This window comes from Bradyrhizobium iriomotense (genome assembly GCF_030160715.1).
GTDB classification, from domain to species: Bacteria; Pseudomonadota; Alphaproteobacteria; order Rhizobiales; family Xanthobacteraceae; genus Bradyrhizobium; species Bradyrhizobium iriomotense.
In genome coordinates this window covers 1-22,752 of the sequence record NZ_BSOW01000065.1, presented here as the reverse complement: position 1 = coordinate 22,752, position 22,752 = coordinate 1, and the positions used below count along the sequence as shown (strand labels likewise).

The following is a 22,752-nucleotide window of genomic DNA, read 5'->3' as shown; positions in this document are numbered from 1 at the left end:
CGGGCCACACCGACATGCGGTGCGGCTTTCCGAGCCTGGCTCTCCGCGTGCAGGAGGTGCTCAGCGCGACCCCATGGCGGCGATCTTTTCTGCTTCAGGGGCAAACGCGGCGATCTTTTGAAGGTCATTTGGCACGATGGCCAGTGAGCATGCCTGTTTACCAAAAGACTCGAGAGAGGAAGGTTCATCTGGCCATCGGTAGCCGGTGAATCGGTAACGATCTCTCCGGCGCAGTTGAGCTATCTGTTTGAGGGCTCTTCTTGATGCCCCTACTTATCATGGTGATCCTCCCTCAGATCAATCTTCGCGACACGATGATTTCTCAAACTGCGAATGGCTTGCAACGCGATTGTGTTGTCAGGAAAGAGGAAGCGGCCCGAAGCCTCTCGGGTGGTCAGGATGCTCCCTCGCTTGAGCGAACATAGATCCACTTGACGGGTATCCTGAGGCGTTGTGCCAGTTGGGTTACTGTCAAATGGTCGGCACCCGCCGGCCACCGTGTTCGATGCCGCACCATGAGGCGGTGTTTAAGACGAATGCGCCGGACTGTGATCGGCAAAACTTTGTCAGCCTCCCATGGCGAGTGATGTCCTTCCTGCGTCAGAATGCGCGCGATCTCATCGTCGTAGGCGCCATCCCGCACCAATGTGCATATGCGTTCCACCATCTCCTTGTGACGCGGCAGCGCAGCCACAGCATTGACAGGTACACAAGCTCAGTGGTCGCGCCGCCGCGCCACACAATACGCACCTCCGCCTTGTCGCGGGCACAGCGACGCATCACCACCTTCTCGATCGGACAGCGCAAGAGCGCCTTGCGATGTTCCCTGCGGGTCGCCGGATTCTCCCACAGCGCCGGAAGGCGATTTCCGAGGGCGATCACCTTGGCACGCAGATCGTGAGGAACGCCCAAGGGTTCATTGGACTTGTGCATCGTGCGCTGGGCTAATGCCTCCTCGGCTCGGCGCAGCTCCGATAGAGCGGCTTCCCACCGTCGCTCCAATTCGCCAGTGACCAACCGGTTATCGGGATCGGCGCGATTGAAACTGGCGCTCGGCGAGGGTTGCTTGATAGCGAAGCCTCTCAACCTGCTGCTCCTCAGCGTGCCACAGGGCTCTTTCAGACTGCAGATGGGTCTTGCGCGCTTTGGACAACGCATCGATTTCCGCCGGTGCCACCGCTTCCAAGAATCCTGCTGCAACCCTGTGCGTCGGTCGGTGCGGCTCGCAGATTCTGACATTCCGGCGCGCCATGCTGGATTTGAGACGATTGCAGACATATTGACTTCCGCCCTTGTAACGCACGGTCATCTTGTGTCCGCATTCGCCGCAATAGGTGATACCGTGGAGCAGGCCGCCCCATCACGCGGGATGCCGCGGCTCTTGATGTGCTGGTACTCCGCACGATTGTCGCGCAGCATCGCCTGGATCTTCTCGAAGGCCTCCCAATCGATATAGGCCGGGTACTTTTCCCTCACCACGATCCTCCAGTCCGTTCCACGACGCGGAGATTTTTGTGAACGCTCTCCCGGTATTTTGGACGGCTTCTGCCAAGTCCTTCCATAGACAAAGGCGCCTGCATAGGCTGGATTCTTCAGGATCGCCGTCACGGCCGACACCGTCGCAGGCTGCCAGTGCAGATCGCCATGGCGGTCGCGGCGAGGCAGTGCCAAGCCGCGGCCACAAAGGCCCGCATCGTTTGCGCGGCCGTCCGTACTTTCAGGAAGGTCTCGAAGAGCAGCGACAGGCGCCCCTGCGGGTTCCTTGGTGACCACCCCTGAAGGGTCGCGGACAAGGCCCGCCGGCAACTGCACGACCAAGTCACCGCGTTCGGCTTTTGCCATACGCCCAGTGGTCATCCGGCTTCTGATCGTGTGCAATTCCAGCTCTGAGATCGTACCTTGCAGGCCGAGCAGCAGGCGGCCATTGGGTGTCCCAGGATCATAGACCCCATCCCGGTCGGCGATCAAACAACGGCGGTGCCCGCAGACATCAAGCAGCGGGTACCAATCCGAACAATTGCGCGCCAGGCGCGTCACGTCCATCGATAGAATAGGACCAACCTCACCAAGAGTGACGCGCGCGACCAAGTCCTTGAAGCCTTTCCTGTGCGCTGCGCCAGCGCCGCTCTGCCCAAGATCGCTGTCAATCACATCGATGTCCGCCTCGCGCCATCCGAGCTCGCGAGCACGCTGCGAGAGACCGTACTGAAGCTTTAGGCTTTCTTGATTGGTGATCACCTGGTGTGGCGTCGACTGCCGCACATACACCACTGCTTTGCGGTCCAGGTGATCCGGCTTGACGAGTTCCGAGCCCATAGCTCATCTCCCGCAGGACTTGGCCGAGATCTTCTGCGATCGCCTGCCGGAGCGCTTCCGGCAGACTGCGCCAGACCTCTCGAGGTTCGATGGGCATGTGCCCCCGCTCTCTTCGGCCAACGCGATTAAGTCCTGCAGCGCGTCGAGGCTCAGCTTGGTCGGCGCGGCGCGCGGCAAGCTATTCCGCTCAAGATTCGTCACCCCGAGCGGCAGAAGAAGCGTGAGACCGAATCGATAATGTACACTCGCAAAGAGCTTCTTGCACGCTCCGCGTGTTGTCGTCTCCTTGCCGATTGAGATTAATCGATAGCGCCGGCCATAAAGCGGATGCCGCGGATCAACGACTTCCACCTCTTCGGAGGTGGCCACGTCATCGTTACTCTTATGGGTATCTCCCGATGCCCTCGTTGTCCGGGATCGATTGGCGCAACCCTCAAGAAACACAGCGTCCGACGCGGGTCGGTTAGCCGTTTTACGATTTGAATCTGCTGCTTGATCTGATTCCATGGCTTCATGATATCGAAGCTGGACGATCTTCCATCGCACCTTGTGAGTGCCCTGGCGGCGCTGCAGGCCGAGCGTGAGGCGCGGCTGCAAGCCGAGGCGGTGGCTGCCAGTGCGCGGGCGGAGCAGTCGGACAACAAGGCGCTGATCGCGCATCTCGAGCGGCGGATCGAGAAGCTCAAACGCGAACTGTACGGGCAGCGCTCCGAGCGCGCGGCACGGCTGCTCGAGCAGCTGGAGTTGGAGCTCGAAGAACTCGTCGCCACGGCAAGCGAGGATGAGCTTGCCGCGCAGGCCGCAGCGGCGAAGACGCAGAACGTCCGCCCCTTCATGCGCAAGCGGCCGGTGCGCAAGCCATGGCCGGATGACATCGAACGCGAGCGCGTCGTCATTGAGGCTCCAACGACCTGTGCCTGCTGCGGTGGATCGCGGCTGGCGAAGATCGGTGAGGATGTGACCAAGACGCTGGAGGAGATCCCGCGCCGCTTCAAGCTGATCGAGACGGTACGCGAGAAGTTCACCTGTCGCGATTGCGAGAAGATCACTCAGCCGCCCGCGCCGTTCCATGCCACGCCGCGCGGCTTCATCGGCCCGCAATTGCTGGCGCCGATCCTGTTCGACAAGTTCGGCATGCATATCCCGCTCAACCGCCAGAGTACGCGCTTCAAGTGCGAGGGGATCGACCTGCCGTTATCGACGCTGGCCGACCAGGTCGGCCACGGGACCTTTGCCGTCATGCCGCTATTCCCACTTGATCGAACGCCATGTGCTCGCTGCCAAGCGCCTTCATGGCGATGACACCACCATCCGTATCCTGGCGAAGGGCAAGTGCACGACCGGGCGGATCTGGACTTATGTGCGAGATGACCGGCCCTTCGCCGGGCCTGCGCCGCCGCCGGCGGTCTATTACGCCTCGAGCGACCGACGAGGCGAACACCCGCAGAGGCATCTGGCCGCCTTCGCCGGCATCCTGCAGGCGGATTGCTACAGCGGCTTCGAGCCGTTGTTCGATCCGCGAAAGAAAGCAACGCCGATCACACCGGCGTTTTGCTTTGCCCATGCGCGGCGGGGCTTCTTCGAGCTGGCTGACATCGAGAAAAATACCCAGGAAGGCAAGAAGGGCAAACCGGTCTCTCCGACGTCCTCGCCCGTATCGCCGATCTTCCCGCATCGCGTCTGCACGAACTGCTGCCCTGGGAATGGAAGCTCCTGCGCCAAGCCGACAAGCCCTCCGATCACCAGGCCGCCTGACCTTCACGCAACGCCATCATAGAGCTCGCCGTGCCCGCACGCATGCGTCAGTCAGGCGGTCTTCGTCGTATGCTTACTCTGCAGCCAACGACTAACGCTATCTGCCGCCGCGCTGTCGGGGCAGGATTTCGAATGCAGTGCGATCGGGTACGTCTTTCTTCCACCGCACTGATCCGAATGGGCGCTCCGGACGCGCGCCGGGGCAGGACCAACATGGAAAGCCACGGCGCGCCGGTCTAGTGCGCGCTCCGACTCAGTCAAGCGATTGCGCTGGCGCAAATAGTCTAGCCATGTCGGCCAGTGATAGCGCTCGGTCCATAGTTCGAGGTTGGCGATGTCACGCGCAATCGACCAGCAATAGGGGCCGTTGCGTTGCCGCGATAGCTGCACATCCTGCATCAGATTGTGAAAGGCTCGCGCATTGTCTTGCGAGACGCGATATTCGATCTCGACTACCAGCGGCCCACTCCGCGCCGTGAGCGCAAGCCGTACCTCGGGATCGGCCAGCGACTCGGCATCCTGGTCACTTACGCTGGTGGGTGGCATTCGAAGCCAGAGCGCTAGAAGCGGATCGAGGAGGCAAGCAGCGCGACCACAACACCTGCGCTATCGGTGAGGCGCCCCCAGCCCCAGCTGCCGATGGCGACACCGCCCGAGATTGCAGCCTGGTAAGCCGCAAGCGATCGACCAGCCACCAACCGGGGAGCGGAGAGTTGTACGCCAATGTTGAACAGCGTCAGCCCCATCGTCCACACCGCAGCGGCCAAAAGCAGCGCGGCCGCTGTTATAATCAGGTTATCGCTCATAGCGATCGCTGCGCTGGCGCCTCCCATCGACAGGGCGCAGGCACGCACCACGGCCCCGCGGCTCATTCGTTTGCGCAACTCTCCTAGAAAAAGCGCTCCGACCACCGCTCCAAGACCGAAGGCGCCAAGTATGACGCCATAAGTCTGTGCATCTCCATGGAAGAGATCGCGCGCGATAAGCGGCATCAGCGCCGAAATCGAACCGCCTATCACACCGGTTGGAAACGTGCGCGTCAGAACGACCTTGATGGATGGCGAGTTGGTGATATAGCGTACGCCTGAGCCAATGGCGCGGCTCAGTTGTTCGCGCGGCAGCCGGGACGGCTCGGCGACACGCTTCCAGAGTAACAGAGTGACGAGCATTGGCAGATAGAACGATGTTCAGCGCGAACGCTGCAACCGCGCCGGCGGTTGCAACCACAATACCGCCGAGTGCAGGTCCAAAGCTGCGCGTAATATTGTAACTGATCCCGTTGAGGGCAACCGCGGCCGGCAATGTGGCGGGCGGCACCTGCTCGCTGATAGAGGATTGCCAAGCTGGCCCCCTCAATGCCATGCCACTGCCCATCACAAAGCAAAGCACCAGCAACACAAGCGGCGCGGTAACCTGACCATTCGACTATAGTCAGCGCGACTGCGCCACAAAGTTCAATCGAGAGCGCAACCAGAGCCACGATACGACGGTCGTGCATGTCGGCAATAGCGCCAGCTGGCATCGCAATCAGCATTATCGACAGCAGGAGCGCTGTCTGCACCAGTGCGACCTGGTCTGACGTCATCTGAGTCATTGCCCAGGCCGCTCCGACGGCTTGCATGAGGATGCCAAAATTGGCGAGCAAGCTGGCAAGCCAGACGCGTCGGTAGGTCCGAAGCGATGATCCCGTCGGAGCTGAATGTCTGTGACCTGGATGGATCGATCATTCCTCTCGATCTCGCCCCTTACGGTTTGATTTCCGGATCAGAACTTCTCGGCCGAGTTTGACCACAACCAACCGCGCAAGTGCTCTCCAATTCCGCTTACACATTTTGCGTTTGAGCGCAAAAGAGCTACAGTTCTTAGGCAAATCTGGCGCGGTATTTGTCTCCTCGGCCAGCGCGAGATCGAGCTCTCGCTTCGAGCAGGGAGGCTACCGAGTGCTGTGAGTTGCTCGGACAGAGTAGGGCTATCGTCCGAAGAAGTGCCATGATGTCCCACGATCGGAGCAGATTCGTTGCGGCCGAATGCTGCACCTCTGCTGGGGCAAGAAGAAATCTTGTGCCGATTGCGTAACGTTGTGAACGTGACATTGAGTAAATGTGATGTCGCAATCTTTGTGCCGCAACGAATGAGATGCGATCCTTCCCTATTTGATGCCCACCGCCACTCGCGTATCTGAAACAGACCTCTCAGATTATTCTGAAAGAGACCTCTCAGATTATCGACAACAGTGGAAAGTACAGCAGCGAGATTGCTTTTCGCATTCTGTGCGAGTGAGCGGTGAAAAAGTGCACCAACGCGTCACTCCGTGGAGCAAGATGTCGAGGACCAACCTTGCTCAATCATCTGCAGATTCAATGGGAATTGCAAAGCCCACTTTGACACGGTCGACAATAACCATCGTTTTGAAACCTTTGATGTTTGGATTCTCATAGAAGAAGCGACGCGTGAACTGCTCATAATCGTCCATCGTGCGCGCTGTAACGTACAGAACAAAATCAGCATCGCCAGTGACGTAAAACCCGTTGACGACTTCAGCTGACGATTTGATGGCCTTCTTAAATCTATCGATTATATCTGTGCGCTCCCGCTCGAGGCTCACCAGCACGAGCATCTGGAGAGGCCTTCCTACAGCTTTTGGCGAGACGATCGAGACGTCGGCCTCAATGATCCCGTCTGAACGAAGCCGCTTCAGGCGTCGTTGACACGCAGTGGCAGAGAGCCCCGCCATTTCGCCAATCACCTCGGATGTCAGACGGTTGTTTTTTTGCACAATCTCGAGGATGCGGGCGTCTGTTCGATCATACTGCATAGCTTCTCCAGCCTTCGGGTGAATCGCAGCGCCAACTGCCTGTACGATGCAGGATATCGTCTGAACGACAGGAGATACGACGCAAATATGTGCGTCACATCAGTATCCTGATTGCATAGGCATTTCAACAAAAGGGTCGCGACGGACTTACAGATGGTCGTTTAAAACTATTCAGCAGGCGGTGCTCGCGCCGCCCGAACGAGCAGCGCTGCGCGGATGAAACGTTGCGGTGGCTGTCGTGCTCGCTGGGGAGGGTGAAGACTTGCTGGTTGCAAGAGGGGGGGGGGCGTTCGCCGAGAGAGCTGCCATCCTTCTTCGCAGTGATCAGCGGGAAATCTCAGTGAGCGGCGAAGAGTCGGATGCTGGGCGCGCGGCCTTGGTATGTGCGCGACGCCGGCGGGTCCATGCGGCCAAACTTACGTGACTGCAGGCGTGCAGGTGACCGTCGCCTGAAGGTTCATTTGCTGCCATCTATCTAAGTAGATGGAGGCGGCTGACCTCATCCATCAAGACTCAACGTGCGGTCTCGTTGAGCTAAATAGTCTGCTTTGCGAACCTTGCAGCTTGAACAGAGAGTGGTGCACAATGGCAATCAATATCAAAGAAATCAGCGAAAAAGACAAAAACAGCGTCCTGCATCCCTTCACGCATCTCAAGGATTTTGCGACCGGTAAGCTTGGCGAGCCGACGATTATCGAAACCGGTAAGGGTATCCGTATTCAGGACGCCAGCGGCACTCAGCTCATCGACGGCTTTGCCGGCATGTACTGCGTCAATGTTGGTTATGGTCGAACCGAAGTGGCTGAAGCCATCTCGCGTCAGGCCTACCGCCTCGCGTACTACCACTGCTACGCCGCGCACACCACGGACGAGCTCGCGATCCTCTCCGACCGTCTCGTCAAGATGGCGCCAGGAAGGATGAGTAAGGCGTTCTACGGCATGTCCGGTTCGGATGCCAATGAGACGCAGGCCAAGCTCGTCTGGTACTACAACAATCTTCGCGGCAAGCCCCACAAGAAGAAGATCATCGCGCGAGAGCGTGGCTATCACGGTTGCAGCGTGCTTTCCGGTTCGATGACCGGTATGAGCTTCTACCATGACTACATGGATCTCCCGCTGCCGCAGATCGTGCGTACCGGCGCTCCGCATTACTATTGGGGCTGCAATCCGGAGGAGACCGAGCGCGAATTCTCGGTCCGTCGCGCCGCAGAGCTCGACCAACTCATTGAGCGCCTTGGCCCTGACAAGGTGGGCGCTTTCATCGCCGAGCCGGTGCTTGGCACGGGAGGTATCACGCCGCCCCCGGTGGGCTATTGGGAGGCGATCCAGGCTGTGCTGAAGAAGCACGACGTTCTCTTGATCGCCGACGAGGTGATAACGGGGTTCGGCCGCACTGGCTCGATGTTTGGCTCGGAGCACTACGGAATCGAGCCCGATTTGATAACGATCGCGAAGGGGCTGACTTCGGGTTACTTCCCACTCTCCGCCGCGATCGTCGGTGACAAGGTGTACAAAGTGTTGGAAGACGGTGCTGACAAGGTTGGCGCATTTTCGCACGGCTACACCTATTCGGGTCACCCCATCGGTGCTGCAACGGCAAATGCCGTTCTTGACATCGTGGAACGAGAGAACCTTCCTGCCAATGCGCGCGAAGTCGGCGCCTATTTCCAAGCCCAGCTCAAGGAGAAGTTCGCGCAGTTGCCTATCGTTGGTGAAGTCCGTGGAGTCGGGCTGATGGGAGCCATCGAGTTCGTTGCTGATCGCGATCAGAAGAAGCGGTTTGATGCGTCTCTCAAGGTTGGTGCTCGCGTTTCCAAGGCGGCCCGTGATCGGGGGCTTATTGCCCGCCCTATGCCGCATGGTGACATCCTTGGCTTTGCCCCGCCGCTCGTGACCACCAAGGCGGAAGTTGATGACATTGTTTCGATCGCTGAGAGTGCCGTGCGATCCGTGATGGACGAGCTTGTGCGAGGCGGTGAGAAAATCTAGAAAATAGTGGCCGCATATCTCGGCCACTCGTTGCCCAGGTCGCCTGCACTGCAACGGGATAAGCGACCAGCATCTGCTTCTCGGGCGCACACGCCCGAGGTCATGAGCAGCTCGGTCATCACAATCGCTATAGGGATCGCCGAGCTAAGTGCCCCGATTGTCACCTTGAATATGATCCAAGCGGTAGCTTGGGCATCAAACGAGTAACGATACAAACCCTGAATGGCAGAGCGGCGACCACGTATGTCCGATAACATAGACTACAAACTCTTTATCAACGGTGCGTGGCGCTTAGGAAGTATCGGCGCCGATCTGCCCCTTCTCAATCCAGCCACCGGGCATGAGCTCGGGCGTGTTGCTGTTGCCTCAGCGACGGATCTCGACGATGCGTTGACGTCCGCACACGCGAGTCTGCTGCAGTGGTCGAATACGCCGGCCGGAGAACGGGGAGCGCTTCTCATTCGCGCTGCCCGGATTCTAAAAGGAAAAATTGATATTGCGGCGGCAGCACTTTCGACGGAACAGGGCAAGACCGTGGCCGAAGCGAAGGGAGAATATGCCCGCGCAGTCGAAATGCTTGAATGGAATGGTACGCACGCAGCGAAAACGTCGGCTCCATATTCGATAGATGAGAGAAGGATCATCGTGCCAGAACCGATTGGTGTGGTTGCCGCATTCACGCCCTGGAACTACCCGGCAGTCCTTAACGCCCGAAAGCTTGGCGCGTCTATCGCGGCCGGCTGCTCGGTCATCCTGAAAGCGGCAGAGGAAACTCCAAGCGCCGGGGTCTATATGATCGAAGCTTTACAGGAGGCAGGGATCCCGCCGGGCGTTGTGAGTCTGGTCTTCGGAGATCCACCTATGATCTCTGAACACCTTCTCGCCTCGCCTTCCGTTCGAGCCGTGTCGTTCACGGGCTCTACACCCGTCGGCAAACAACTCGCGAAAATTGCCGCGAGAAATCTGCAGCGATGCGTTCTGGAGCTTGGCGGCCACTCTCCTGTCGTCGTTTTTGAAGACGCGGATCTCTCGAAGGCCGCTTGGTCAATATCGGAATACAAGTTTGAGTGCGCAGGCCAAAGCTGCAACGCTCCTAGTCGTATTCTAGTAGCGAGATCAATTTACAAGGAGTTTCTGGCGAAGCTTGTTCGCGCGGCAGAAAAGATCAGAGTTGGCGCACCGGACGATCCTGAGACGGACATGGGCCCAATGGCGAATGCAAGACGCATTGAAGCCATGGAACGACTGACGAAGGATGCTGTCGATCGCGGAGCGAAGGTTGAAACCGGTGGTAGACGCATTGGCCGACCGGGCTTTTATTGGGCTCCCACCATTCTAAGCAATGTCCACCCTGAGTCAAAGGTGCTTCGCGAAGAACCGTTTGGACCGATTCTTACTGTTGCAGCGTTTGACACGATCGAAGAAGCGATTGCGGAGGCGAATGATACCGAATATGGCCTCGCTTCCTATTTCTTCACCGAATCTCCGAAAGTCCAGAAGCGAATGATCCGCAGCCTTGTCGCCGGGGCTGTAAGCATGAACCACCTCAAGGGTGTGTCTGCCGATGCACCAAATGCCGGTGTCAAACAGAGCGGCTATGGGTACGAAGGTGGTGTGGAAGGCGTGAGGGCCTTCCAGAACCTGAAGCTTGTCAACGGGGTTAAAGAGCTGCTTCTGTCGCATTAACGGCCAACATCAAGAAGACACACGACCTGGCCCTGGACTTGCTCCTGGAGCAGCAATCAAAGTGTTCTTCAGGCAAGAATGCCTCGCACGATTGAGATGTTTGTCGAATTCGATGCGCGGAAGCCAGGGCTGCTCGTAGATCCTACGGCCGATGTGGGATAGCTAGTGGAATGCCATGAGCGACGTGAGGCCTGGGCTCGTCGGGACAATGGCAGTCGATATGGCGGAACGCTTAGATTGAGTGCGCAATGAAAAACTCTCCTACGATAAAAGATGTGATTCTGGCTCCCGGAAACGGAAGCTTCTTCTATGACGATCAAGCTGCAATTCGCGCCGGCGCTGCTCAGGACGGCTTTCGCTATCTGGGCGCGCCTCGGACGCAGGGTTTCACGACCATACGCATGCCCTCGCTTTCGCTCAGCATCGGCCTCGTCATGTCGGACGATATGATCGTGTGGGGCGACATGATGAACGTACAATACTCAGGCGCAGGCGGTCGCGACCCGGTTTTTCAGGTCGACAAGATCGAAGCGCTCACGAGATCTGTGGTGATTCCGCGGCTTTTCGCTTGCGATGCTGCCAATTTTCTTGGTGCTTGTGATCGTGTTCTCGCATTCCATGAGAACAAGCGTCTACCGCTCGCCATTGAATATGGTGTGAGCCAGGCTTTGCTTAGCGCCGCTGCACATATTGCACGGACAACATTGGCAGAAGTGATCTGCTCCGAATATGACCTGCCACTACCTGAAAAGCCAGTCCCAATTTACGCTCAAAGCGGGGATGCAAGAGAAATCAACGTCGATAAGATGATCCTCAAGTCGGTGGATGTGCTTCCGCACGGCTTGATCAACTCACGTGAGAAGTTCGGCCCTTCCGGCGAGAGGTTTCGCGACTTCGTCAAATGGGTCGTTAAACGCACCACGGAAATCGGCCAGCCGGGGTATCATCCTGTTCTGCATTTCGACGTGTACGGTTGGATCGGGCTCGAGATTGGTATGCAAGCGCAGAAGATTGCCGATTTCATCGCGCGCGTTGCAGATGACGTGCCAGGATACCGACTTAATATCGAATGCCCCGCGGACTATGGATCTACAGAAGCTCAGCTTGAAGAGTATGCTAAGATCGTAGCACATCTCGACAGGCGTGGCACCGAAGCCCGGGTGGTCGTCGACGAGCAATGCAATACGTTTGACGACATCCGGCTCTTCGCCGAAGCAAAAGCGGCTCATCTAATTCAGATCAAGATGCCCGACGTCGGCTCGGTCGCTGACTCTGCCAGGGCCGTGTTGGTCTGCAAGGAAAATGGCATTGGGGCCTATGTCGGTGGGAGTTGCACGGAAACCGACTTATCGGCAAGAGCCGCAGTCAACATTGCGGTGGCGACGCGGGCTGACATGATGCTCGCAAGACCCGGGATGGGCGTTGATGAGGGCATCTCGATCGTCGGAAACGAGCAGAGCAGACTGCTTTCCATTCTTGCCTACCGCCGGTCGCAGAACTCCCGTCAGAATGTCGGGGGTACGTCCGTATGAGGAAGGCACTCGAAGGCATTACCGTCGTTGCCGTCGAGCAGGCGGTAGCGGCGCCTTATGCGTCTTCCCGCCTCGCCGACGCTGGTGCGCGTGTCATTAAAGTCGAACGTCCAGAGGGCGACTTTGCGCGAAATTACGATAGGCTCGTTCAGGGCCAAAGTGCATATTTCGTTTGGTTAAATCGCGGAAAAGAAAGCATCTGCCTCGACCTCGCGCTCGAACAGGACCGTGCAGTTCTCGAGACTATGGTCGCTCAGGCTGATGTCTTCATTCAAAATCTGAAGCCTGGCAGCATCACAAAACTCGGATTCGGATCGACGGATCTACGGATTCGCCATCCCCGTTTGATAACCTGTGACATCTCCGGATTCGGTGATGGCGGCGCTTTGTCCCATTTGAAAGCATATGACCTGATCGTGCAAGCCGAGACCGGGCTCTGTGCGATCACTGGAACAGCGCAGGGCCCGGCGCGCGTCGGGGTCTCTGTATGTGACATTTCAGCTGGCATGACCGCTCTCAACGCCATCTTGCAGGCGCTGCTTCTGAGAGAGCGAACCGGGGAAGGAACGGCTATCCAGGTATCGCTGTTTGACGCCATCGCAGACTGGATGAATGTTCCGGTTCTTCAGTTTGATTATAGTGGCTATCAAACTGCGCGTGCAGGCGTGAACCATCCATCTCTCGCTCCCTATGGGGCGTACCGCTGTGCGGACGGCAAGGACGTCATCTTTTCGGTTCAGAACGACCGCGAATGGATCACCTTCTGCACAAAATTCCTTAAACGACCGGAACTGATCCGCGACCCCGATTTCAGTGACAACATGAACCGGATCCGCAACAGGGCCAGTTTGGATGAAATCGTGATAGATCGGTTCGCGCAAATGTCGAGCCACGAAGCCATGCGTGAGCTTGAAGCTGCCGGGCTGGCGTACGGACGGCTGAACCAGATAGAAGACGTAGCAACGCACCCACATCTTCGTCGAATACCGGTGTCCACGCCGGCAGGCGATGTGCACGTGATCGCGCCGGGCGCTATTTTTGAGGGAGAAACAGCTCCGGCATTGCGACCTGTTCCCGCTCGGGGAGCCCATTCCGAGATATTGCGCAGGGAGTTTAGGCACTCCTCTTAGCGGCGGACGAGTCTGCTGGTTAATCATTTGTCCTCGCAATGGGTGAATGCCCTCATCGATAGCATCGCCCAGAGCGCGCGTTTCAACTAAAGTCAGGACGTACCTGAGTAGCTGATTGGACAGAAAGCAATTGACAAATGGCCACGGCGCTCATCGAGTCTATCCGTAGCAGATCGGCCAATCAGTTACGCTCGATGCCGAAGGGACTTCGCGCGCCCAGACCTCGTTGTCGTTCGATCCAAGTTGATGGACAGCCTGAACCTCAGCTCTGATGACTCGCGGCGAGCCCAGCTCAATGAACTGAGCGCGCTACATCGCGCGATCGCTCCAAGGCTCGGCTCATCTCTCGGGAGCAGCTTCATCTAATTGGCCTCCAGTTGCAGCGAAGCGCCACATATTTCGATTCGGTGGAGAGTTTCGGCCACAAAGCTCCCGATTCCAGATGAATCTGGCATACACCATAGTCTACATATAAGGTACTTTGCCGACCCTCGCGCTCTTCCGGACCGGCCTGTGACATCCCAGGCCCTACGCTCTCTTGGAATACTGGACCTCGAACGCGGGCTGCCTCCTAGCGGGGTGCGGCCCATGCTGCCAGGCTCGCTGATCAATCCAACTATCCTCGATTTTCCGATCATATTGGAGACGGTAGCAGGGCTTGGAAGGATATCGTCCTTCCTGGCGACCATCGCTTGAGCCGGCTTGCATTGCAGCCGCCCGCCGATTGATTGATCAAGGCGCCGTCGCAATAACTGCAAACTGCGGCTTCTTTATCCGACACCAAGCTGCCGACGCTGCGGCTGTAAATGTCCCCGTGGCGTTGTCGAGCCTTCTTTTGATACTCAACTTGCTTCGTCAGGCGTCGCCGGCGGCCAAACTTGCGATCCTGACGGCTGACTCGCGGCATTGCGACGAGGATATGCTGGGAGTAGAGGATCCGGTCGAGCGCGCCAGAATCGTCGTAGACGGCATCGAAGGTGGTAAGTACGTGGAGGACGCGATGAAGCGACCCTTACCACCGCCTGACATGGACGCTCTTTAGGCGGATGTCATGGCCTGCGTTGCGCGGATTCATCGAGCGAATCCGGACGTGGCGGCCATTCTTTGCGAATGCACGGCATTCCCGTTAGTCGCCCCGTTGATGCCACCAAACTGCCCGTCTACGACATCACCAACCTTTCGCGATTGATGATGGCATCGATTTCCTGACGGGCGTTGTGCGTCGAAAGTAGGTAAGCGGCAAAGAGACCCCATCTGGCGGAATGGGTGAGCGATCAGCTATCGGCTGCTGAGTTTATGAGCCGATGTGAGCTTCTATGTCTGCGACTAGTTCTGGAACTAGAACCTTCCACATGATCGAAGCGGTCGCCGAGCGTCTTGAGGGAGCGCCGCGGCAGCTTCGCCGCCGCTGGTCGGACGAGTTCAAGGCGCAAGTTGTGACCGAGGCGCTGGAGCCCGGCGCGAGCGTATCGGCGATCGCCCATCGGATCGGCATTCACCCGTCGCAGCTCTTCGCCTGGCGCCGTGATGCTCGGGCCGAGCAGGATTATCGCTTGCGGCACTCGAGTTGCGAGGGTGTGGTGGCTCCTGTGGCAGGCTCGGTAATCGAAATTGCCATTGGCGAGGTGGTCGTGCGCGCCGGCGTCGATGTCGACGAGGCGCATTTGCAGCGGGTCATCCGGGCGGTCCGTTCGGCATGATCCCCTCTGGTGTGAAGGTGTTCCTCGCCAGCCATCCGGTCGACTTCCGCAAGGGCATCGATGGCCTTGTTGCGCTTGTGCGCGATGCCGGCTCAGATCCGTTCGACGGGGCGCTTTATGTGTTCCGGGCCAAAAGAGTCGACAGAATCAAGATCGTATGGTGGGATGGGTCCGGCGTGTGCCTCTATTTAAAGCGCCTTGAGAAGGCGAAGTTCTGCTGGCCACGGATCGGGCATCATCGGGTGCAGCTCACCTCCGCGCAGTTGATGGCACTGGTGGATGGGATGGACTGGAAGCGGGTCCGGGCTGTGCCGGTCAAGCCGCCGGAGATTGTTGGGTAAAAGCGCTGCGGCGAAGTGAATCAACGGCCTGAAAGGGCGAGAGAACCGGAGCAAAATGTGTTCTGGTCGGGTCAATGACGCCGCCGAATCTCGATCTCCCCAATGACGTAGAGACGCTGAAGACCATGGTGCTCGCCATGGCCGAGAAGGCGGCCCGTGTCGATGCTCTGGAGAGCGAGGTCGACGATCTCAAGGCCCGCAACGCCGATGCTGATGCGCGCATCGCGCGGCTGACGCAGATCCTGAAGGCCTTTGACCGCGCCCGGTTCGGCCGACGATCGGAGAAGCTCGGCCCTGCGAGCATCGATGACGAACAGCGGGCCTTTGCCTTCGAGGAGATCGAGACCGGCATCGCTGCGATTAAGGCACAGGTCAACAAGGGCCGCGAGCGTGCGGGCGGCAAACGCGCACCTCGTCGGCGCAAAGGCTTTGCCTCCCATCTGGAACGGATTGAGGTTGTCAATGAGCCGGAAGCATTGGCTGAGCATGCCGGCAAGCAGAAGGTGCTGATCGGAGAGGACGTGTCGGAGCGTCTGGATGTAGAGCCGGCGAAGTTCCGCGTCATCGTCACGCGCCGTCCCAAGTATGCGTTCAAGAACGAGGACGGCGTGATCCAGGCGCCGGCCCCCGCCCACATCATCGAGGGTGGCATTCCGACCGAAGCCCTTCTGGCCCAGATCGCCGTCTCCAAGTACGCCGATGGCCAGCCGCTCTACCGGCAGGAAGCCATCTACGCCCGCGACCAGGTCGAACTTGACCGCCAGCTGATGGCGCAATGGATGGGCAAGCTCGGCTTCGAGCTCGAGATCGTCGCTGACTACATCTTCAGTGAGGTCAAGAAGGCGGATCGGATCTTTGCCGACGAAACCACCTTGCCGACCCTGGCTCCCGGCTCCGGATCGACGAAGACGGCCTACTTATGGGCCTATGCCCGAGATGACCGAACCTTTGGCCGCAGCGGTCCACCCATGGTGGCGTATCGCTTCGAAGACAGCCGCTCCGGCGAGTGCGCGGTCCGCCATCTCAATGGTTATCGCGGCATCCTGCAGGTGGACGGCTATGCCGCGTATAACAAGCTGGCGCGCCCGGATCGCGCCAATGACAGCGTCACCTTGGCTGGCTGCTGGTCACACAGCCGGCGCAAGTTCTATGAGCTGCATGTTGCAGGAAGCTCGAAAGTGGCAACGGTGACGGTCGAGCGGATGGCAAAACTCTGGCAGGTCGAGAAGACCGTGCGCGGTCAAAACCCCGACGTACGCGTCGCCGCACGCCAGCAAGCCTCGGCAGCGGTCGTCGCAGATCTCTTCGATCTCTGGCAGCAGACCTTGCGGCGGATCTCCGGCAAATCAAAACTGGCCGAGGCAATCCGCTATGCCGTCTCGCGCCGTGCCATCTTCGAACGCTTCCTAACTGATGGTCGCATTGAGCTCGACTCCAACATCGTCGAACGCGCCATCAGGCCACAAACAATTACGCGAAAGAATAGCCTCTTCGCTGGCAGCGACGGCGGCGGACGAACCTGGGCGACCATCGCAACACTGCTGCAGACGGCAAAGATGAATAACGTCGATCCGTTCGCCTGGCTCAGCCTAACGCTTCAGCGTATCGCAAACGGCTGGCTGAGCAGCGAACTCGACGAGCTTATGCCATGGAACCACGCCGCCTGACGGCATCAGCTTGCCGCTTACGAAAGTAGTCATCTAGGTTAATGTCATCGGCCGAACACAGTCGGGCTGCGCAGCCGCATACTCGCAGGCACGGTGCAGCGAGGTTCACGCCTGGAAAAGGTAGCGGTTAGCTAAATGCCTAGCCCGCTTGGCGATCGTGAGGGAGGGGCGGCCGACCGAGGAGCATTAGACTGCTCGTCTCAGCGTCCCTCAACCTGAATATCTGACCGGCTACAATGCCGACCCAATTCAACATCCGAGCCAAGTATTTGCTTTCGGGGCAACCTGGCGGCAGGGGCACCTTGGCAAACGGGGAAAGGTTTCCGGCGTCGCGCTGGCGTCCCACCGCATCCCGAAAGCTTCACGTTCTGCCTGTAGACGCGTAATTCCTTCCGTATGAGCCTCAATATCGATGAATTTCATTTCTATGGACCGGTAACATTCATGCAGCGCTCCAGTTTCAGGCAGATCGGTCAGGTCCGCAACCTGGGGAGCATGCGACAGTTTCAGCCACAAGTAGACCGACGGAGCCAAGGACAATGGCAATTGGCAAAGCACCGCAGGCGTTTCCCAGGTCAGAGTACCTTCGCCGCCTTGCCTTAGTGAAATCAGAAATGACGCGGCGCAACATTGATGCACTTGTCATTAACAGCTGGGCAAATATCACTTACCTAACCGGCAACTTCACCCGCATGCTTGCCATGCATGCGCTTGTGGTTTCAACCCGAGAAGAGGAGCCGACCCTCATCGTGCGTCGCATGTGTGCGCCCGGAGCCTTTCATCAATCGTTCCTGTCGCATGACAAGGTGATCAGTTACTCGGAAAGCTACGTCGGAAAGCATGATAGAGATGGCTTTGACGCGGTGATCGATTTTATCCACGACCTCGGGGTTGCAAGCCGGGGAATCGGTTTGGAACTGGGCAACCTGACGGCGCAGGCGGCAGAGAAGTTCAAAGCACGATTGCCGAATGCAACCATCGTAGAGTGCACCAAAGCTGTAGACTGGATCCGGGGCGTTAAGTCCGATCTGGAGATAGAGGTGATGCGGCAAGCTGCTGCACTTGCTGACGCTGCGGTCATGCGGGCGGCCGAAGTAATTCGGCCCGGCGTACGGGAAGCTGACGCCGCGGCAGAGATCATGACGGCGCAGGTTCGGGGTGCGGAAGGCGTTCCACCTGCGACGGGATTGCGGCCGCTCTTGATGAAATCCTCGCCACGCGTCTGTACGCCTCACATTTTGTGGAGCGAGGACGTTTTTCGTGAGGGCTCCCAGATCGATATGGAAGTAAGTGGTAACCGCCACCAGTACATGGCTGCGCTCATGCGCAGCTTTTCGATTGGCGCTCCATCCGACCGCTTGCTCCGCCTACATGAGGCACATGCTGCCGGGATTGAAGCCGCGCTGAACGTCATCCGGCCTGGACGCACGTGCAGCGACGTCGCCGAAGTCGTCTATCGCGCGATCGAAAAACATGGGTTCAAAAAGGAATCGCGCTGCGGCTACGCTATTGGTATTGAGAGTCAGACTTCGGCATGGATAGAGCCGACAGCAAGTTTCGGAATTGGCGACATGACAGAGCTAAAGCCGAACATGACCTTCCACTTGATGATGGGCAACTGGGTGGAAGAGGAATTTGGTTATGAGATCAGTGAAACAATCTGTGTGACCGATTCCGGCGTTGAAGTGTTGACGCGTGCACCACGGCAGCTTTTCCAACTTTAGTTGGGCGCGATCGACGAAAGTTGCCGATTTAGATAATGGATCAAAGGCTGCGAGATTCGAAATGGCCGAAAAGACATTGGGCATTCTAGAGCTCGAAAACGAGCCGATTACGCGTCCCGGGTTTCTAGCGGGTCCTGGAACATTTCAGTTCCGAGTCAAGCGTATAAAAGTCGTGGGCGCGACTACCCAGAGAGTGACTAGCGGCGATAGATCGGTCACGAGCAACTATGTCGAGTGCGCCCGCAAGTTGGAAAACCAGGGTGTCACGGCAATCATAGCCAACTGTGGCTTTGCACATTTATATCAAGCGGAGGTGGCCGCCGCAGTTTCAGTCCCTGTTGCTCTCTCCAGCCTGCTGCTTGTGCCGTTTGTCGCCAAAACTCTTCCCCGCGGAGGCAATGTCGGAATCGTTACCTATGATGCCAACAAACTAAGAGAGGACCATTTTGTCGCCGCAGGGTGGTCATCTGCAGAGCGACATGTCCCTGTCGTAGGAATCGAAGGAAGCAAGTCGTGGCATCGCTTAAGTCAAACCGCCCCTGATGCGGAACCGGCTGAGCTCGTCGAGGACGTATTGATTGCGGCAAGGCGTCTCTTAAAGTCCGAGCCCGAGGTGGCAGCGTTGGTATTCGAGTGCACCGCCTTTCCGATCGCCGCGGAGGCGGTACGGCGTGAAACCGGCCTGCCGGTCGTTGACTGTACCGTTTTGGCAAAGATGCTAATCGAAGTAAGTCCCTCACATAACAACCGCTAGATGTGTGCTTTCAGGAGGCGTCCATCCGGTCCTGAACGAGGAAGCAGAAGTTGTCGAAGCTTTAGCCGATCCCGAAGGACCGAATGGATACCCATAAGAATAGGCCTCTGACGCCGAGAGGCCATGGTGCGAAGCGTAATTGAAGGCGGCCTGACGAAGGCGGCAGCCGGAGCTGATCGTGAGCATGCTCCGGCGCGTGGGCTTCGAAGCGCAGAGTTTTCCGACACCCGGGCATCCGATGGTGATGGGGCGTTGGGAGCGTGCACCTGGAGCGCCGACCGTCCTGCTGTATGGCCACTACGACGTCCAACCACCGGATCCGATAGAGGCTTGAATCAGCCCGCCATTCGAGATGAGCGAATTTATGCGCGCGGTGCTGGAGACAACAATGCCCAGCATTTCGCTCAGATTTTGGCCGTCGAATCGTATCTGGAGATGCATGGGCTTGCTTTGCAATGTGATCATTCTTCTGGAAGGAGAAGAAGAGAACATTTGGTCGTAACAGCCGATGTCCCCCTCCACGAGTCGGGCCATCCGGTCATTACGCATGTGGTTCGCGGGATCGTATCCTTTGAGTTTGCGGGCCCGTGCGGCCAATCAGGATGTGCATTCCGGCAACTTCGGCGGCGTTGTGCCCAATGCGATTTGGACGCTGGTCCACTTGCTGGGGACAATGAAGATATCAGGGAGCGAGATTCCGATTGAAGGTTTTTACGATGATGTCGTTGCCCCAACAGACCTTGAGCGCAGCGCAGCGGCACGGTTACCCCTGGAACCTGAGGACGTTAAGCGGACGCTGGGCCTCTCAAGGCGCTCGGCGGTAGCTTGCCGGACGACGTCTTCACGAAAATTTTGGGCACGCACTCGTTCATCGTGCCGTATGCGAACGCCGACGAGGCCAATCACGCACCAAACGAAAACATTAAGATTGACTGGTTCATAAAGGGAATACGTCTGGAGCTGCTCGTGCGGCGGCCGGTCCCCACGAAAAGGCACCGAAATAATCGCCGTCATTCTGACCTGCCGGGAATGGAGACTGTTTCAGACCGTAATGGGCGATCTCGACGGCGGATCCATGCTGCGTGAAGAACGTCATGGTGCATCCATAGTGAATAGCGACATCCGGACGAAATTGCTCGACACGAACACGTCCGTAAGGAGTTGCGAGATGGTTCTCGCGTTTCCAAAGGTTGAACATCTCGAACGTCTGAACGGATTGCGTCGGCGGATAACCAAGATGGGATTATCCCTGCTTGTGGTGATCGATCCGGCCCATATGAACTACATTTCAGGATTCGATTCCTGGAACTATCAAAACACACAAGTTCTGCTAGTGCCAGGCAATGATCTGGAGCCGGTTTCGATCGTGCGCGGCGTGGATGCTGGCGGGGCACGCCAGACGACGTGGCTCTCGTCCGACAATATTGTCGCTTATGCCGACTTCTATTCGGATTCGCATACAAATCACGCGATGGAAGCCGTGGCAGAAGAGATCCAAAAGCCTGGCTGGAGCCGCGGCCGTATCGGGTATGAAGGCGATACCTATTACTTTAGCCTCAAGCCTTTCTCGTGCTGGAAAATGCAATTCCCGAGGCCGAGTGGGTGGATGTCGGCCTTTCGATCAATCAACTCAAGACGATCAAGACCGCGCGTGAGATCGAGTTCATTCGCCGGGTTGGAAGGATTGTCGACTAGGTAATGGGCGTGGCTATCGAATGCCTTCACCCCGGAACGCGAGAGAATGACCTCGCAGGGCGGATCATGCAGGCGCAGGCCCAAGGCACCAAATAGTTTGGCGGTTCGTGGCCGAGCTCCGTTCCACTTGTTCTCACCGGCCCGCGTGCGGCTTATCCACATTTGCCCTGGACCGACGGCATTATACCAAACGAGACGAGCATAGCGTTCGAATTGGCGGGCTGCTATTTGCGCTACAATGCCGCGCTGGCTTGCGACCGGTATGCCGCAGCTTTTCTCACTGGAATGTTGGGGGGGGCTCAACCTTTGACGTGACAATGCGATTTCTGGCAGAAGATCCTTGGGAGCGTCTGCGCGAGATCAGACCGAGAGTACCAAACATACTCAAACAGATGCTGCTCCGGGGCGCAAGCGGTGTGGGATACACTAACTATTCGGACAACGTCCTCCGTCATTCCGTCCATCGCGCCGCGGAGGCCGGGATGGCCTGTTCCGATACCTCGATTGTTTGAACTGGGTCGAGAACATGCGCCTCTCGATTGACGCGGTGATCGAGAGCGGAAGGCTGGCCAAGGGCGCGACTTGCTACACCGGCGATATCTTCGATCCTGCCCGCTGCAAATACGACCTCAAATATTACGTCGCGTTGGCCAAGAAGCTGGAAGCGATCGGAATACACATTCTCGGCCTGAAAGACATGGCTACCGATCCATCTCCCTACCCACGACAGCTCAGGCATCGCGGCAGCCACGATTCTTGCCGCTGCGGAAGCCGGCGTGGATGCGGTAGACGCTGCAATGGTCGCGCTGAGCGGAACGACGTCGCAGCGGACCCTTGGATCGATGGTGGAAGCGCTGGCGCGTACAGAACGCGACACCGGTCTCGATTCAGATGCGATCCGTCGCATCAGCTTCGATTGCGAGGCAGTACGGGCCCAATATGCGGCCTTCGAGAGTGATCTCAAAGGTGGTGCTTCGGAAGTCTACTTGCATGAAATGCCGGGCGGACAGTTCACAAATCTTAAGGAGCAGGCCCGCTCGCTGGGACTTGAGACGCGTTGGCACGACCTTGCAAGAGCGTACCGCGCGGCGAACGAGATGTCGGTGACATCGTCAAAGTAACCCCCTCGTCGAAGGTGGTCGGGTATATGGCGTTGTTGATGGTATCGCAGGGATCAACGTCAGAAGAAGTCATGGCCGAAGACTGCGATATCGCCTTTCCGGCATCTGCCTGCTCGGGGGTGATCTGGGACAGCCGCCGGGAGGATGGCCGACGGCGCTGCAGAAAAAGGCGTTGAAGGGCGGCGCTGCGATCAAAATGCGGCCTGCATCACCCCTGCCCGATGAGAATTTCGCCGCGCCGCGCGAGGAGGGGGAGAAAGCCTGCGGTCGTGCGCTCAATGAAGTGGAGCTCTCCGCTTGTTGATGTCCCCGAAGGTCTTCACCGACTTCGTGGCCGTCCAGCGCAAGTATGGGCCAGTCTCTGTGCTGCCGACGCCCGTGTTCTTCTATGGCATGAAGACCGGTGACGAAGTGACGCTAGTGTCCTGAACCAGAAGTTCGCAACATCGCTTCGCGTTTTGCCGGGGCATTGTAACGGCAGAAGCGCTCGATGGAAGCAAGGATGTCATTGGCGGATTTGGTTCATC

General features: G+C 58.1%; 17 protein-coding genes and 3 pseudogenes. 14 read left to right on the top strand and 6 right to left on the bottom strand.

The window, feature by feature from the left end:
- Positions 1-153 precede the first annotated feature (153 nt).
- On the top strand, positions 154-264 hold the full coding sequence (gene tnpB, locus QQL28_RS46030) for an IS66 family insertion sequence element accessory protein TnpB (RefSeq protein WP_348522570.1): 111 nt from the start codon (positions 154-156) through the stop codon (positions 262-264).
- A 336-nt stretch (positions 265-600) separates the two neighbouring features.
- Here tnpB (QQL28_RS46030) and QQL28_RS44160 read toward each other — a convergent pair whose 3' ends face one another.
- The 4 genes from QQL28_RS44160 to QQL28_RS44145 are packed head-to-tail and all read right to left on the bottom strand — an operon-like array spanning position 601 to position 2,685.
- The gene (locus tag QQL28_RS44160; protein ID WP_284276024.1) at positions 601-1,017 is read right to left on the bottom strand and encodes a hypothetical protein; all 417 of its coding nucleotides are present in this window, start codon (positions 1,015-1,017) and stop codon (positions 601-603) included.
- 4 nt (positions 1,018-1,021) lie between these two features.
- A complete protein-coding gene (locus QQL28_RS44155) occupies positions 1,022-1,309 on the bottom strand; it encodes a hypothetical protein (protein ID WP_284276022.1) in 288 nt (95 codons plus the stop codon).
- Positions 1,306-2,316, bottom strand: a complete 1,011-nt coding sequence (locus QQL28_RS44150) for a recombinase family protein (protein WP_284276020.1) — start codon at positions 2,314-2,316, stop codon at positions 1,306-1,308. Before QQL28_RS44150 ends, QQL28_RS44155 begins: the two co-directional genes overlap by 4 nt.
- A 3-nt stretch (positions 2,317-2,319) precedes the next feature.
- Positions 2,320-2,685 (bottom strand): hypothetical protein, encoded by a 366-nt coding sequence (locus QQL28_RS44145; RefSeq protein ID WP_284276018.1) that lies wholly within the window; start codon positions 2,683-2,685, stop codon positions 2,320-2,322.
- A gap of 144 nt (positions 2,686-2,829) precedes the next feature.
- Here QQL28_RS44145 and tnpC (QQL28_RS44140) point away from each other — a divergent pair.
- Positions 2,830-3,958, top strand: a pseudogene (gene tnpC / locus QQL28_RS44140) (IS66 family transposase); the annotation flags it as partial.
- 210 nt (positions 3,959-4,168) lie between these two features.
- On the opposite strand, the pseudogene QQL28_RS44135 reads toward tnpC (QQL28_RS44140), so the two are convergent.
- A pseudogene (locus QQL28_RS44135) lies at positions 4,169-5,791 on the bottom strand (MFS transporter).
- A 621-nt stretch (positions 5,792-6,412) separates the two neighbouring features.
- Positions 6,413-6,886: an Lrp/AsnC family transcriptional regulator gene (locus QQL28_RS44130; protein WP_225131261.1), complete on the bottom strand. Its 474-nt coding sequence runs from the start codon at positions 6,884-6,886 to the stop codon at positions 6,413-6,415.
- Positions 6,887-7,471: 585 nt separating this feature from the next.
- On the opposite strand from QQL28_RS44130, the gene QQL28_RS44125 reads away from it, so the two are divergent.
- The 12 genes and pseudogenes from QQL28_RS44125 to QQL28_RS44065 form a co-directional block, all read left to right on the top strand.
- On the top strand, positions 7,472-8,875 hold the full coding sequence (locus QQL28_RS44125; protein ID WP_284276014.1) for an aspartate aminotransferase family protein: 1,404 nt from the start codon (positions 7,472-7,474) through the stop codon (positions 8,873-8,875).
- 243 nt (positions 8,876-9,118) lie between these two features.
- Entirely contained in the window at positions 9,119-10,561 is a 1,443-nt protein-coding gene (locus tag QQL28_RS44120) for an NAD-dependent succinate-semialdehyde dehydrogenase (RefSeq protein WP_284276011.1), read from the top strand.
- A gap of 248 nt (positions 10,562-10,809) precedes the next feature.
- The gene (locus QQL28_RS44115; RefSeq protein WP_284276009.1) at positions 10,810-12,093 is read left to right on the top strand and encodes a methylaspartate ammonia-lyase; all 1,284 of its coding nucleotides are present in this window, start codon (positions 10,810-10,812) and stop codon (positions 12,091-12,093) included.
- Positions 12,090-13,223, top strand: a complete 1,134-nt coding sequence (locus QQL28_RS44110; RefSeq protein WP_284276007.1) for a CaiB/BaiF CoA transferase family protein — start codon at positions 12,090-12,092, stop codon at positions 13,221-13,223. The genes QQL28_RS44115 and QQL28_RS44110 overlap by 4 nt, the downstream gene beginning before the upstream one ends.
- A gap of 658 nt (positions 13,224-13,881) precedes the next feature.
- A complete protein-coding gene (locus tag QQL28_RS44105) occupies positions 13,882-14,265 on the top strand; it encodes an aspartate/glutamate racemase family protein (RefSeq protein WP_284276006.1) in 384 nt (127 codons plus the stop codon).
- 310 nt (positions 14,266-14,575) lie between these two features.
- Positions 14,576-14,923 (top strand): transposase, encoded by a 348-nt coding sequence (locus tag QQL28_RS44100; protein WP_284276002.1) that lies wholly within the window; start codon positions 14,576-14,578, stop codon positions 14,921-14,923.
- Positions 14,920-15,264, top strand: coding sequence for an IS66 family insertion sequence element accessory protein TnpB (gene tnpB, locus QQL28_RS44095; protein WP_284276001.1), 345 nt, complete (start codon positions 14,920-14,922; stop codon positions 15,262-15,264). The genes QQL28_RS44100 and tnpB (QQL28_RS44095) overlap by 4 nt, the downstream gene beginning before the upstream one ends.
- A gap of 74 nt (positions 15,265-15,338) precedes the next feature.
- Positions 15,339-16,931: an IS66 family transposase gene (gene tnpC, locus QQL28_RS44090; RefSeq protein WP_284275999.1), complete on the top strand. Its 1,593-nt coding sequence runs from the start codon at positions 15,339-15,341 to the stop codon at positions 16,929-16,931.
- Between the two features lie 539 nt (positions 16,932-17,470).
- The gene (locus QQL28_RS44085; protein ID WP_284275997.1) at positions 17,471-18,655 is read left to right on the top strand and encodes a M24 family metallopeptidase; all 1,185 of its coding nucleotides are present in this window, start codon (positions 17,471-17,473) and stop codon (positions 18,653-18,655) included.
- A 61-nt stretch (positions 18,656-18,716) separates the two neighbouring features.
- Positions 18,717-19,409 (top strand): aspartate/glutamate racemase family protein, encoded by a 693-nt coding sequence (locus tag QQL28_RS44080; RefSeq protein WP_284275995.1) that lies wholly within the window; start codon positions 18,717-18,719, stop codon positions 19,407-19,409.
- Positions 19,410-20,460: 1,051 nt separating this feature from the next.
- A complete protein-coding gene (locus QQL28_RS44070) occupies positions 20,461-21,108 on the top strand; it encodes an aminopeptidase P family N-terminal domain-containing protein (protein ID WP_284275993.1) in 648 nt (215 codons plus the stop codon).
- Between the two features lie 249 nt (positions 21,109-21,357).
- Positions 21,358-22,639, top strand: a pseudogene (locus tag QQL28_RS44065) (pyruvate carboxylase); the annotation flags it as partial.
- Positions 22,640-22,752 lie beyond the last annotated feature (113 nt).